This window comes from Bradyrhizobium sp. MI1.4, from assembly GCF_055811315.1.
In genome coordinates this window covers 1-12,647 of record NZ_JBVVPP010000012.1, presented here as the reverse complement: position 1 = coordinate 12,647, position 12,647 = coordinate 1, and the positions used below count along the sequence as shown (strand labels likewise).

Sequence of the window (12,647 nt, the reverse complement as noted above, 5' to 3'; positions counted from 1 at the left end):
GAAAACAGGCATCGATTTCCATGATTCGATATTCGTCGTATGGAAGTTCGAACTATCGCGCACCAGCCGTGCAGTTCTCCTATCGCGACCCGCTGGAAGCCGAGTACCGTCAGCTCATCGAGCTACGAAAGCGGGTCAGACAGGCCGAAGCCGCGGCCTCAAAAACGGTTTACGATCGCGACTAGGAAAAAAGAATTCGCCGCAACGAAGATGCATCCGCTGGCAGGCATCTGCTCGATGCGCGCGGCGGAGTTCGTGGCGTGCAGCGCCAGGGTTGCAACCACCAAAGTCAGGTCGTCGAGAGGGGTCGAGATGCCTTGGTGGCGGGCTTGGGGGCGGGCTTGGGGGAGAAGCGTGCAGTCGGTGGGACTACGACCGCTTTGAATGCGCCCGCGAACCGCGAGGGCCAGCTCCGTCGGATTCCGGGCGATGCGCCGCCGTCCGTTTCTTTCCCGAAGAGCCTCGACGGATTGGAGCCCTGTGCGCTGTCGCCGAAAATCCGCCCTCCGGTTTTCATCTTGTGGCCTTGCTTTGGTCAAACCGGCGTTGGGGAGTGTGGACTTGCCCGATTTAATGCCCGGCCTCGGTCCGGATGACATCGGGTGCGATGGGGAACGCCGATGCATTCGCCGATTAAACCGATAGCTCTGACTCTCTTTAAGAGCGGAATGAAAGAGTATCGGGCGCTTGTTGTGGACGTGAACCTTATGGGCTCGCTCAGCGGCTGGGACTTGGCCAGACAGGTTCGAGAACAAGAGCCGACGTTTCCCGTGATCTACATGACCGGCGCTGCGGCCGACCATTGGGCGTCCCAGAGCGTCCCGAACAGCATCCTGTTGCAGAAGCCGTTTGCGCCGGCCCAACTTGTCACGGCGATCTCGCAGCTCCTCAATCAGGTCCCCCTACGCGCGAATGAGGCCGCCTCAACTCCGGTTCACTTCCGCTTTTGCGTCACCAATCGCAAGGGGATGTTGTGGCGCGACCTCGCACAGCCGGTTCTGTCCATGCCCCAGCGCGCGAGCGATGTCGTCAGGTCGATTTCCTGAGGCGGCCATGGCCATGGCGATCAGCCGCTGATGATCTTCCGGCGTCCACCTTCTCACTAGCGGGTAGCGTGACTGTTCCATCGCGCCAGCGGCCCCCCAGCCTGTTGCACGCTTATGCCTGCCTATAGAGTTCGCAGATTCGCGGCCAACAAGCGAGGTGGGCTGCTGGTCGGCGATCGGCCAGAATGAAAGTGCTGCTGCTGGTCGCGGAGCGAGGCGCGCCGGTGATGTTCGCCCGGATCGGGTCGTGCGCCTGTGGAAAGCGCCCTGGAGCGCAGGGGGGCTAAAGGAGCGCCCCAGGGCCGCCCACTCCATGCCGGCGACGGCGTAAGGCCGGCATGATCGCCTACGGCGTTGCCCAAGGCACCGCCTATCGAAATGCCACTGCCTTAATCGTCATGATGGTGGTGGTGGTGATGCTCATGCGAGCTGCCCCCGCCAGACCGCGCAATGGCGTTAGACGTCAGGATGTTGATAGCAGTAGCGTCATCGCTGGAGGCGTCACGACGGCAAACCTGCCGCAGGTCTTTAAGAACTCGCGGCGGTCCTCGTCTTCTGTGGGGCTTGGCATGCTTGAGCTCCGGTTCGTGGCATGCGGATATTAAGCCGAACGAAGTTTAAATCAATTAAACAAAATTAAGTTCCTTTTATTATTTAAAAGGCCGCGAGCCGGCCTCAGGTCAGGTGGGTGTGTCCGCTACCGGACAGACCGGCCGTTGGTTGTATGTTGCCGCCCGACGTCAAGAACTCGCGATTGAATACAGGCCCTTGCTAAATCATCCGCTATTTCCACACCGAACGAGCAATTTTGTTGAAGAGCGTCGCAAGGACCCTCACCGGATTAGCTAATCAATTGGACCGGCTTGCCTCTCTGACGAGAGACGAAGCGCGTCACGCACGAGCCGCCGATGATCGCCCTGGGGCCGAGCCGGAAGACGGCCAACGTATTTAGGATGTGCGCGTCGGCGACGATGAGCCGAAAGCCACGCCTTCGAGCGCGCCAAGAAGATCGTCAGGAGCGATGGTGCACATTGGGAGACGCAAGACCTCAGACAAGAACTCGCAAGACAGCTCGGCAAAGCAGCAGATGGGGAGTGTCCACGTTGCGCTCAACATTGAACAGCCCGGGCAGCGCATCCGAAATTCAACACCTCCTATCGTTCGCCTTGCTCAGTTCCAGAATTAACTTGCAACACGAACATCAAGCTTAATTCCAGACCGTGATTGCGGCCGCGCGCTAGAGGACTAGGTTTGCGCACACGGACATTGTCCTTGTCCGCTCCACCCCAGCGAAGTCGCCGCACTATTATATTCGGTGCAGCGACTTCGACGCTGGACAGTCGCGCGAGCTTCACTTGAGAGAGCAGCCGGACCACGAAACGCTTGATCTCATCGAGATGCGTCGCCGACTTACGGCGCTCCGGTCGAAACACTCGGACAATCTTTTAATTACTTCGCTGTTGAACCGCTTTTTCGTGAAAGTCGCATTTCTTCTGAAGCCAACAGACCTGGCGCACGAGCAGTATCTCAAATCCGAATTCGAACGAACGTTGATAAAGGTCAAAGAGATTGCTGCACGGACGAGATCTGACTGAAGGCCGCACCAACGCGTGGCTCTGGACCCGATTGGCCGGGTATCCGCCACTGTTCTATCGGATCAGCCAGGAGCGCTTGTCGGCTTTGGGCACCGGTGTCTGAACAACAATCTCCGCATTCGTCTTCGTCCTCCCTCAAAAAATCGGGTGCTGCTGCTATTCCCGGGGCTTGTCGGTAATCTCTCGCACAGCCAAGCTCAGCTCCAGCTCTCTGAGCTGCTCAATCAGAAGTTCTACGATCTGATCGTAATCAGACGCCTTCAGCGAATGCACGCCTCGCAAGGCCAGTTGGTCCTGGAGGATCATCGCCATCATAGCTTTAACGCTCATGGGCCCTCTCGTCGGGAAACAAAGATCGTCATAAAAACAATCAGAAGTAGACGTCAAAGCTTGCGGATGCGCAACGTCCGTAAGAGTACGGACGACGTAAGGCGGCAAATCCGTTTGGCGCCGCACAAACGGGAGAATGTGTCGCGTGTGCGCCTTCAGACTAATCCGTTGGAAAAGAAGGCGCCGGGCTGCTGGGACAAGTGTAACGTTTTCGCAGGTAAGGCCAGGTAGGATGTAGCTTTACTCGCCGACAGGCCAGCCATGAGATTGCTAATGACTTCGGATTGCAATGATGAACTAGCGGCTATCGCTCGAGCAATCGCAACCAAGCAGCTTTATATCGAAAGTCAAACCACCTTGATCCAGGTGCTCGAGCGTGACGGACACGACATGCTTGAGCAAAGAAAAGCTCTCGCTAAGGAACGATCAGACCTAGCAACACAGATCGCGCGACAATTTAAGCTGCTAGAGACAAGGTGCACATCGGGCGAAGATGATCTCGTTGCGGCTACAATGAAATGATAGAACGTCGGAAGCTGGAGCGCATCGATGTGGACGAGGTCGCCTACATTTCAGGCGACGGCGCCAGCTTACGCTGCCGCGTGGTCAACATGTCGGAAGAAGGGGCAGCAGTTGAGCTTCCGTCGAAGCGGCACGTGGCCTCCACATTCAAACTAATGCTCGAGAAAGATCGCATCATCCGAAGTTGCCGCCTAGTCTGGTTGAGTGGAAATCTTATCGGGGTCTCGTTCGAGGATCTTTAGGCGGAGAAGAGTCAGTTAGCTCTGCCCTACAATGGAACTCGCGGTTCTTTTGCTGGCATGGATGGGCGATGTCAAACAATAGACCCGAAATCCGTTCGTGGTCCCCCGATGCAGCAGACGCCATGAAGAAGTGACTTCCATTTTGTGGGGACTAACACTCGCCGCTTCTTGTTTGCGCTATCGAGGAACCGCGCGCCTCTGTGCAGCGGCTATATCTTCCTTTCCGACCTCTCGCATCACGACCTTGAGCACATGAGCAACGGCTCTTGCAGCGCCTTCGCCTCGTCCCTTGGCGCGCACCTAACGCCGGTTAAGGGATTGGTTACCGGTCACTGTCACCATTTACATACAGTCGCATTATGCGGCAGCGCATTCTGAGAACAGTCTATTACTTCGACACGCCCGGTTGGCGGTCTCTTTCAGGAGACGCCCCAATGCTTAAGGGCTTCACGGTCTTCGTTGTTGCGCTGATCAGTACAGCGCAAGTGGATCAATACCTAACCCACGGTCGGTACACCGACGCGGCCATGGCTATGCTGCGGCAGATCGGTCGCGCGTTTGGATTTTAAATAGTTCTTTTGCGACGGAGACCCATCATGGACGGCATCTCATGGGGCGATCTCGAAAGGGATGAACAACGCGCAATCGCGATATTGGGAGCCGGTCTTTCCATTAAACTGTGCAGCCCCCTTGCTCTCATGGCGTCAGGTCGGCTTGGGCTGCTGCACACAATTTGCGAAGAGATGCCGTTTTGAAGCGTGTAAGCGGTTCGGCGCCGGTCGATCACGACAGGGGGTGGGATGCCAAACGCAATCGAGCTGATTGTGGACGGTTACGTTCGCTTGAACAATCGGAGGGCTCTGGATGATCTCCGCATGCAGCGCCGGAAACTGGCGGTGGATCTAAAGGCACGTACGGGTTTTGATTTCCGGCCAACCATCCAGCAGATCGAGGAGGATATCGCCGTGATTGAGGCTGGGCTGGCGCGGTTGGATGGCGCGCCGGCGAGCTAAGCTGCCAAAGCAGTTCCCGGTTCAAACCGCCCAATTAGCTTCTTTTCGGTCCCGCGCATGACGATCTTGAGCACATCATCCGGCAACGGGCCATTGCAGCGCCTTCGCCTACTCCCATGTCGGCGTGGCATCCAGCCACCTGCTACAGGTCAACATCGTCTCGACGCATTTTACTGGCGCTTAGTAAGGCAATAGTTCGGACGCTTTTGTCCCGGCCAGGCTGTGGAAATTCTTGCAATGACCTATGGCTGTACGGGTGACATGGCGCTCAGCCGAAGGTGTGTAAGACCACAGCATAGGGGTTGCAACAATGAGGAGGGCAACGGCGGCGATTGCAGATGAGATCAGACGCTTCATGGGAAACCTCCGGTTTCCGATTGAAGGTTCGTCCGACAGTTCGATTAAAGGTTCAATGGAAGAAGCCAAAATCTCGGCCCGCTCATCGAGTTCCGTTTGAGACGTCAGGGCGGCCCGCCCGTGCTAGGCGGCATGCCCACCCGCAATCGTGAGAATCTCGCACCCTCCGAAAAGCCCCGATCCGAATGGTTCGGAAACACCCCGGCATCGGTGCGAAGTTGCCGACATAGCGGTTGACGACGCGGAACAGCGCGATAATGGCGGCTTGGTTGCTGGTGATCAAACGCGCAAACGAGAACACCCGTTCGCCACCTACTCGCCGTCGATCATTCGCTCCTTGGTGATGCGCAGGCTGCGGACGTAATAGCCTTGTGCCTGAACGGCTGACTTGATTTCGTCGCTGACCTTGAGAACTCGTTTCCTGCTCCTCCGCCACTTATGTGCAGAGTAAAGCACGGGCACGGGAGAGCCTGAACTTAGAACGAGCAGGAAGCGCCTGTCATTGCGATAGACATCATACATTTCGCCCCCGCGATCATGTTGAAGTAAGCACGTCTGGTCGTCTCCACGGACGAGCTTAGTATCGCGAATGGCTGCGCGGGTTGTAAATCTGCAACGTCCGGGATTTTTTCGGCAACGTTCCAGATTGGGAACGAACTTGGTGCAAGCTCGGCCGTGGGTATTGATCAAGCTCTTGCGAGCGGTCGGGTAAAGAGGTTATCGAATTCCGCCACAACTGCGTGAGCAAATGCGCGGATGCTCGAAATCCCCCGCTGCGATCACTGCGAAGAAGAGTTCGCGCCAGAAGAGCTGATAGTTCTTGCGCCACCGGCCGGGGACGGCGAGTTGATCTGCGGTCGGTGCATCGAAGTCAAGCTCCGTCGGGCCGTCGCGAAGCTACCGCGCGGTGATAACTGATGCTCCAGCGCATCAGGATCATCTCGATCCCACAGCTTCCGTGTAGGCGGTTCACGAGCGCGAGCGCAATCCAGCCTCCTCGGTAGCATCAAGCTTAACGAGTGACATTCGTTGCCAACTTGCCGAGAGGGAATATCGTCGCGTCGATCGGGCATTTTTTCCCGAACCACCAGTTAGCGGGGGTTGCCTGAAAACGGGTTCGATTTCCATGATTCGATATTCGTCGTATGGATTCGAACTATCGTGCACCAGCCGCGCAGTTCTCCTATCGCGCCCGCTGGAAGCCGAGTACCGTCAGCTCATCGAGTTACGAGAGCGGGTCAGACAGGCCGAAGCCGCGGCCTCAAAGCGGTTTACGATCGCGACAAGGAAAAGAATTCGCCGCAACGAAGATGAATCCGCTGGCAGGCATCTGCTCGATGCGCGCGGCGGAGTTCGTGGCGTGCAGCGCCAGGGTTGCAACCACCAAAGTCAGGTCGTCGAGAGGGGTCGAGATGCCTTGGTGGCGGGCTTGGGGGCGGGCTTGGGGGAGAAGCGTGCAGTCGGTGGGACTACGACCGCTTTGAATGCGCCCGCGAACCGCGAGGGCCAGCTCCGTCGGATTCCGGGCGATGCGCCGCCGTCCGTTTCTTTCCCGAAGAGCCTCGACGGATTGGAGCCCTGTGCGCTGTCGCCGAAAATCCGCCCTCCGGTTTTCATCTTGTGGCCTTGCTTTGGTCAAACCGGCGTTGGGGAGTGTGGACTTGCCCGATTTAATGCCCGGCCTCGGTCCGGATGACGTCGGGTGTGATGGGGAACGCCGATGCATTCGCCGATTAAACCGATATATCCCGGCTCACAAATTCATAGTCCCGCGCTCTCACCGGAAGACGTCGAGCTTGTTGCGCGCGCGGATGAACGGCTCGTCCACGCCTATGATCAGATCGCACGTGCAGATGAACAGCTGGCGCGTGTCAACGAACAGCTTTCCAAGTTAGATCAGGATGGCACGCGCCATCCTTCTCAGCCGAAGAATTCCGCGAAATGGTTTCGACCACCCGACCGCGGGGCGAACTCATTGCGCGGAAGGCCGGCACTGCGCGGCCTGATCGGTCTGCTGTTGGCAAGCGGCATCTGTTTAGCTGCTCTTGCAGCGCAGTCATCCGACGGCGATGCGGTCAGAGCAATGATGTATCGGTGGTCCGCGCGTGCCGTTTCACCTTCGTTGCCGCAAGAAAGAGCCGAGATCTCCTCGGCTCTGCCTACCACTCAGACGAGTGCAATCTATGTGGCACTTCAGCAACCGGGGCCGTTGACTACACCGCACGATGCGATCCAGGCAGCCGCCAGCCCCAGTTCGCCGGAGCTGGCGCCGACCTTCCAGGGATTGTCGGGCGATTTTGCCAACCCGCAGCAAGCGATCGAGCAGCTCAAGGCCAGCCAAGATCAAATCGTTCGCGACCTTGGCAAGCTCTCCGAGCAGCTTACGGCGGTCCAGGCACAAATGGTGCGAGACAGAGCGGATGCCGCCGAGCAGCTCAGAATGGTCCAAGAACGATTGGCCGGCATCACCACCAACGCTTCCGAGCAGATCCTACGCCCCAAGACGCCGGTGCCGTTGCCCAGGCCAATTGCCGCCACGATCCGCAAACCTGCGCCAACCGTTCCGCGGCCGCAGGACAGGGGGCGGCCACACGCGCCGCTGCAGACCGACCAAGCCGTGCAGGACTAGGGATTAACTGTTTCCAACGCGTCTGATCGCTGCGAGACCATCGGTGCGGAGGGCCGAAGGCGCTGCTTGCTCCGCAGCTGTCGCCATCTCGCGGCTTGCTGCCCATAATTCACTCGCAACCGGGAGGGAGATCATCGTCCCAATGTGGGGGATGGCGACCGGCGCCTTTTGGCGCGCTCCTTCCCTGTTGGATTTGGGGCGGGAGCGCGACTGGCGTTCTCATCACCGGAGCTCTCCGCGGACGCTCAGATGGCACGCTCCTTGCCAATCGGTCGGACCAGTGATTTTCGTTGCGAGGAGATGTGTAGCAATGGGACCAAAAATTCGAATCTTCAAACGCCGAAAGCCCAATCTGGCACATGTTACCCGCAATCTGATGCAACTACTCGAAGCGATCGAGGATCTTGAGGAGCTGAGAGAGAAGGTCCGGCTAGCAGAAGCAACCCGAGTGCTACATTAAAGCGGCCACCTCCGTCAGACCTGCTGACTAATCTGCCAATGGCATCTTGAATCGGCAATAGTAGCTCGCGCGGTTTTGCGCGCGACCAATCGAGGGCGCGCGTGCGCTCCAGCACTATGCGGCAGAACCCGCCATGGCGCAGAGGAACCGGGCTCGGGCATCATGGTTAACGGTTTGGCAAGGAGATTCCAATGCCCCATGTCGCCCCTTTGGTGCTCGCCGCCATCGTCGCAAGCTCAGCTCTGCTGGTCCTCGCGCCAGGAGGCGCCGCAAATGCTGGGTCGGCGGGTGCGGGCACGGGGACAAGCGCGAGCAGCGCCAGCGCTGGTCCGTCGGCGCCTGCCGGAATGGGGACGAATGCGGGTAGCGCCGGCGCTGGTCCCTCCACGCCTGCCGGAATGGGGACGAAAGACAGCGCAACCGGCGCAAATCCGAGCACCAACAATCAATTGAACAATCCGAACGTTGAACCCGCCACGCCGACAAAGTCGCGGACGGCCGCACAGGCCGCAAGAAATGCCGGGGTTGGTCACGCGCAAAATGGCCTGCCGATCGGGGCCATTGGGACGGGTACAAGCAACGAGGACCAGATGATCATCGGCTCATTACCCGCCCGAAACGCATCAGCCCCGGCAGCGCAGGCCAAAGGAAACATCAGTGGTGGTCACGCGACAAATGGTCTTCCGGTCGGAACGTTTGGAAAGGGCCCCAGTCTTTCGGACCAGGTGAGCCGGCCGCGCGCCGCGCGAGCTGGCGATAAAGTGCTGGACGCCAAAGCGCAGGTCGAGCGACGAACGACCGTTTCGCCCAAACGTGTCCTGGCTAGATAAAGCAGGGTTTGTAGCTGCGAGCGAAGCGGCGAGCAGACTTGCGACCGTGATCCGGTGGGGCGTGGCAGGGTCCCGATGGCTGGCGCCGCAACTCGCCTGCCAGACGCCGGATAATTGAATCATTTAATATCGCGCCATTTAACTCAAGCCTTGAACCGGTCCTGCCGCGGCGCGCGCCCGGCCAATGTCGACGCACAGCAGCTTGGTGCGGTAGACCTGATGCGTGCAAAACTCGGGTCTGTGCGGTTTCAGACCTTGATGTACCTTTGATGGCACCCTGGGTGGACCTGCGGCAAGGTCGGAGACGAGGCCTCGCGCCGCGACCACCAGCCCGTCCATCCAAAGTTGGTCCCACGGGCGACCGTGCCTATGCACCGCACGGTGAATACGCCGCTAACTAACAGTTAGGAGAACCAATATATTGTTTCCGTGGTTGAATCATCCGTCATCCCGGAAAGCAAGGTTGCTGTTTGCGTCGAGGATGAGTTTAGAACCTGAGCCAAGACGATGAAGCACCTCAGGCGACGATTGGAGAGGCTCCGCGCGGACGCCAGAGACTTTGCTCTTATGAGTCAGTCGGCGACCGATGCCGAAAAGCGCGCGCTCTTTCAACGCTTGGCGGATGAACTCGCCTTCGAAGCTCTTGAGCTTGAGGTCATCGTAAAACAACAAGGGCACTCGGATTCCAGCGAGCAGCACGAGGTCGTGGAATTTAAGCCATCCGCTCACAAGAAGCGCGGCTGATGCGGAAAGAGGCTGGGCGGTCGGCTTGTCTTATCCGTCCCGCGAACTGAACGATTTTGAGCATAGCTTCCACCAACGGCCGCTAAGGCACCTTCGCCTCATCCCATTGCGCATGGATCCAGACGTCGCGCGGTTCATCAGCTCGATCAGCTCGACCCGCGGGGCCGGCCACGTCCCAGGCGGTGTCCGCTCAAGCATTTGAGCGCAAGTCGCAGCATCCGGAGCTGGCACCTCGCTCAGATCGTGCAAGGTGACGATCGGCATCGCAGCCGCCCAGCAGCTCGGTCTCGGCAAGGTACCAGTGCCCAGCCGGACAGCAACCCTTCGGGCGGCATCGACGACAAGGGGAAGAACGAAACCGCACATCGCGATGTTGCATCGGACCGCCTTGGCAAGAACTAAGACGCGGACTCATAAAGACGCAGCCATAGCCTGATTGACGCGAGCTGAACGAAGGCAAGGTAGTTGGCGGCCAGCCTATGTACCGCCTCGCCACCCGACGACATTGTTTGATCCGGTTGAAGAACCGCTCAACCCGGTTGCGGGCGCGGTAGAGATATGGGCTGAAGCAGATCGGATCGCTGCGATTGCTCTTCGGCGGGATGTTGGCCCACGCGCGCCCTTCTTCATGGCAAGCTCCCTGATCCAGTCCGCGTCATAGCCACGGTCCGCAAGCAACATTGACCCGGATTTCAGACGAGACAGCAGTTTTCCGGCAAGTCGAACGGATTGGCCTTACCGGGGCTCAGCGCCAACCGTACCGGCAGACCATTGCTGTCGACCACCGCATGGATTTTGCTCGTCAAACCGCCGCGGGACCTTCCCATCGATTGGCTGGTTCCTTGCGATGCAGGCCCCATGCTGATGTACGCTGACAATGGAGGTGTCGATCATCTGGGTAGCGGCATCATGGGCAGTGGCAAGCGCTTTTATGATGCGGCCCCAGACGCCAGCCCGCCGCCGCCTGACGAAGCGGTTGTAGCAAGTGGTGTATGGCCCAAACGCCGCCGGCAGATCACGCCAGGGTGCTCCTGATCGAAGGATCCAGAAGAGGACCCGTCTGTCGTTCGACCGGGGGACGCCACGCGGCTTGTTCGGCAGCATCGGCTTGATAGCGGTCCATTCATAGTCAGCGAGTTCGTAGCGCATGATTCGAGCTCCAGTTCGGAAGTTTGAATCACGGCCATTCGGCCAAACGCAACGCTCATGGGCAGACACTGGTACGCGCCTTTTGGACAGGAACGGGCATCAACCATCCCGCACTCTGTGCCAAAACTGTCGAAAATGACCCAAAGCAGTCGTTGCTGGAAATCAACAGGATTGAATGCTCCACCAACAGGGCGGCAATGCCGGGGCAGCCGGGACATCGTCAGAGTGCGATTGTTTCCTCGACTACATGTTTCAGCGCCGTCCCCTCAGCCGACAGGGTCATTCGCAGTTTGAGCTGGCCACCTTTCACCGCCCCGCTGCGCACTAGGTTTTCGATTTCGCGCTGCGATGTAACTCCAACATGCTTCAGAAATTTACGGATAGCCATATTGAAGCGGTCTTCATCGAACTCGGCGGTCATGGCTGTTCTCCCTGGTCGGTCAGGCGATGTCTAACACGAGGCGAGCAAAGACCCAACATCGAGGCCCAACTCGCGTCACCCCCGACTTCCTCCTCAACCTGATTGCCTACAACGTCGGCCCGGAGCTGAAGACTACACCCGAGGCGGCGCAAGGTCGGCCGTTTGAGGTGGACCGGACACGGCTGGAGCTGTCGCCGACCGCCGCTTGTGACCCATGGCGGAAGTCAGTGACCGGTCAAAAAGAATATTCCTTCGAAGGCCGCTGAAGTCATCTTCCATTTGTTCGGTTTTGGCGATTACACTGTTGCACTCGTATGGTACCCAATTTTTTTGCACGGAGAGATTTCATGACCTTGTCAGACGTCAACCGCCGCTGATTGATCGGCAGTCTCGCGGCCGGAGTAAGCGCGGTCTCGGTAACTTCATCAAGCATCAGCAGCGCACGTGCTCAATCCGCGCAAAAGACGTTTGTTCTTATTGGCGGAGCCTTTTACGGAGCTTGGTGTTGGCGTCACCGAGAGGCTCGAAAAGCAGGGCCACAAAGTCTATGCGCTTACGCTTACGGGATTGGCAGAACGCTCGCATCTCCTCAGCAGAGACATAAATCTCGACACGCACATCACGGACATCGCAAATCTCGTCGAATGGGAAGGCCTCACAGACATTTGCCTCGTTGCTGGGCTGCCATAACTAAATTGTAGCCGAGCGATCCGTCTCGCTCGGCTTGCGAGTAGCCAGTGTACGAACGACTTCCACACATGGCCCGTGACCGACCTCAGTTAGAGCGCTGCGAGGGCCGCTTCCGGGAGATGAGCCGACCCGATCATGCAAGCTGCCGAGGGCTGCCTTTGACCCAAAGCCGAACAAGTCAACGCGGGCGCTTTTTTCGGCCAGAGATCTCTGATGCTTCGTGGCTGCGAGCCTACGGCACGTTCGTCGCCACGGTGTGTGGCTAGAAAACAAAACGCCGCTGTCGCCGCAATCGGCGACGCATCGCCGAGACACCTGTGACTTTTGAACGTTTGCCGACTTCGTTCCTCGGCTTGCTCAACCCGGCTGCGAGGGTTCTGAAGCTCTGTCAGTTGAGATCTTAGAAACCAACGCGTTCGTGCAGAACTGTCATGCGGTTGTGCCCCTGACCAGGCCTACTCATCAGCGCGCCTTAGCATGACTATTTAAAAACTGCCATTGTCAGGCCGGAGGACGTAAAATCACTCAGTTCAATTAATAGTATGCGGATTCCGACGAAGTCGCCCAGGGGTACCGATATGAAGTCGCCCGTGGATACCGAGACGATGTCGCCCACCTT

11 protein-coding genes and 2 pseudogenes are annotated in these 12,647 nt (G+C 58.4%); 7 read left to right on the top strand and 6 right to left on the bottom strand.

What is annotated here, in order from left to right:
• The first annotated feature begins 620 nt into the window (after window positions 1–620).
• Entirely contained in the window at window positions 621–1,046 is a 426-nt protein-coding gene (locus AC0L23_RS16070) for a hypothetical protein (protein WP_473357116.1), read from the top strand.
• 389 nt (window positions 1,047–1,435) lie between these two features.
• Here AC0L23_RS16070 and AC0L23_RS16065 read toward each other — a convergent pair.
• Together AC0L23_RS16065 and AC0L23_RS16060 are read right to left on the bottom strand one after the other, a co-directional pair.
• Window positions 1,436–1,617: pseudogene (locus AC0L23_RS16065) on the bottom strand (hypothetical protein).
• Window positions 1,618–2,797: 1,180 nt separating this feature from the next.
• Window positions 2,798–2,971, bottom strand: a complete 174-nt coding sequence (locus AC0L23_RS16060; protein WP_166517574.1) for a hypothetical protein — start codon at window positions 2,969–2,971, stop codon at window positions 2,798–2,800.
• Between the two features lie 518 nt (window positions 2,972–3,489).
• Here AC0L23_RS16060 and AC0L23_RS16055 point away from each other — a divergent pair.
• The 3 genes from AC0L23_RS16055 (at window position 3,490) to AC0L23_RS16045 (ending at window position 4,748) form a co-directional block, all read left to right on the top strand.
• Window positions 3,490–3,735: a PilZ domain-containing protein gene (locus AC0L23_RS16055; protein ID WP_018459961.1), complete on the top strand. Its 246-nt coding sequence runs from the start codon at window positions 3,490–3,492 to the stop codon at window positions 3,733–3,735.
• Between the two features lie 596 nt (window positions 3,736–4,331).
• Window positions 4,332–4,490: a hypothetical protein gene (locus AC0L23_RS16050; protein WP_473357115.1), complete on the top strand. Its 159-nt coding sequence runs from the start codon at window positions 4,332–4,334 to the stop codon at window positions 4,488–4,490.
• Window positions 4,491–4,535: 45 nt separating this feature from the next.
• Window positions 4,536–4,748 (top strand): hypothetical protein, encoded by a 213-nt coding sequence (locus tag AC0L23_RS16045; RefSeq protein WP_473357114.1) that lies wholly within the window; start codon window positions 4,536–4,538, stop codon window positions 4,746–4,748.
• A gap of 180 nt (window positions 4,749–4,928) precedes the next feature.
• Here AC0L23_RS16045 and AC0L23_RS16040 read toward each other — a convergent pair whose 3' ends face one another.
• Window positions 4,929–5,105 (bottom strand): hypothetical protein, encoded by a 177-nt coding sequence (locus AC0L23_RS16040; RefSeq protein WP_473357113.1) that lies wholly within the window; start codon window positions 5,103–5,105, stop codon window positions 4,929–4,931.
• A gap of 312 nt (window positions 5,106–5,417) precedes the next feature.
• Window positions 5,418–5,627 (bottom strand): hypothetical protein, encoded by a 210-nt coding sequence (locus tag AC0L23_RS16035; RefSeq protein ID WP_247363660.1) that lies wholly within the window; start codon window positions 5,625–5,627, stop codon window positions 5,418–5,420.
• Between the two features lie 1,198 nt (window positions 5,628–6,825).
• On the opposite strand from AC0L23_RS16035, the gene AC0L23_RS16030 reads away from it, so the two are divergent.
• The 3 genes from AC0L23_RS16030 to AC0L23_RS16020 all read left to right on the top strand — a co-directional run bounded on the left by AC0L23_RS16030 (window position 6,826) and on the right by AC0L23_RS16020 (window position 9,768).
• Window positions 6,826–7,734 (top strand): hypothetical protein, encoded by a 909-nt coding sequence (locus AC0L23_RS16030; RefSeq protein ID WP_473357112.1) that lies wholly within the window; start codon window positions 6,826–6,828, stop codon window positions 7,732–7,734.
• A gap of 858 nt (window positions 7,735–8,592) precedes the next feature.
• Complete coding sequence (locus tag AC0L23_RS16025; RefSeq protein ID WP_473357111.1) at window positions 8,593–9,024, top strand: hypothetical protein; 432 nt, start codon at window positions 8,593–8,595, stop codon at window positions 9,022–9,024.
• Window positions 9,025–9,531: 507 nt separating this feature from the next.
• Window positions 9,532–9,768, top strand: a complete 237-nt coding sequence (locus AC0L23_RS16020; RefSeq protein ID WP_473357110.1) for a hypothetical protein — start codon at window positions 9,532–9,534, stop codon at window positions 9,766–9,768.
• Window positions 9,769–10,166: 398 nt separating this feature from the next.
• On the opposite strand, the pseudogene AC0L23_RS16015 reads toward AC0L23_RS16020, so the two are convergent.
• Together AC0L23_RS16015 and AC0L23_RS16010 are read right to left on the bottom strand one after the other, a co-directional pair.
• Window positions 10,167–10,917 (bottom strand): annotated as a pseudogene (locus AC0L23_RS16015) (IS5 family transposase).
• 220 nt (window positions 10,918–11,137) lie between these two features.
• Window positions 11,138–11,338, bottom strand: coding sequence for a DUF6494 family protein (locus AC0L23_RS16010; RefSeq protein WP_085349977.1), 201 nt, complete (start codon window positions 11,336–11,338; stop codon window positions 11,138–11,140).
• Between the last annotated feature and the right edge of the window lie 1,309 nt (window positions 11,339–12,647).

Bases quoted from the DNA above. Each gene is read 5' to 3' on its own strand.
- AC0L23_RS16045 (WP_473357114.1), top strand. From the start codon at position 4,536: ATGCCAAACGCAATCGAGCTGATTGTGGACGGTTACGTTCGCTTGAAC.
- AC0L23_RS16030 (WP_473357112.1), top strand. From the start codon at position 6,826: ATGCATTCGCCGATTAAACCGATATATCCCGGCTCACAAATTCATAGT.
- AC0L23_RS16070 (WP_473357116.1), top strand. From the start codon at position 621: ATGCATTCGCCGATTAAACCGATAGCTCTGACTCTCTTTAAGAGCGGA.
- AC0L23_RS16010 (WP_085349977.1), bottom strand. From the start codon at position 11,338: ATGACCGCCGAGTTCGATGAAGACCGCTTCAATATGGCTATCCGTAAA.
- AC0L23_RS16020 (WP_473357110.1), top strand. From the start codon at position 9,532: ATGAAGCACCTCAGGCGACGATTGGAGAGGCTCCGCGCGGACGCCAGA.
- AC0L23_RS16040 (WP_473357113.1), bottom strand. From the start codon at position 5,105: ATGAAGCGTCTGATCTCATCTGCAATCGCCGCCGTTGCCCTCCTCATT.
- AC0L23_RS16050 (WP_473357115.1), top strand. From the start codon at position 4,332: ATGGACGGCATCTCATGGGGCGATCTCGAAAGGGATGAACAACGCGCA.
- AC0L23_RS16035 (WP_247363660.1), bottom strand. From the start codon at position 5,627: ATGTATGATGTCTATCGCAATGACAGGCGCTTCCTGCTCGTTCTAAGT.
- AC0L23_RS16025 (WP_473357111.1), top strand. From the start codon at position 8,593: ATGGGGACGAAAGACAGCGCAACCGGCGCAAATCCGAGCACCAACAAT.
- AC0L23_RS16060 (WP_166517574.1), bottom strand. From the start codon at position 2,971: ATGAGCGTTAAAGCTATGATGGCGATGATCCTCCAGGACCAACTGGCC.
- AC0L23_RS16055 (WP_018459961.1), top strand. From the start codon at position 3,490: ATGATAGAACGTCGGAAGCTGGAGCGCATCGATGTGGACGAGGTCGCC.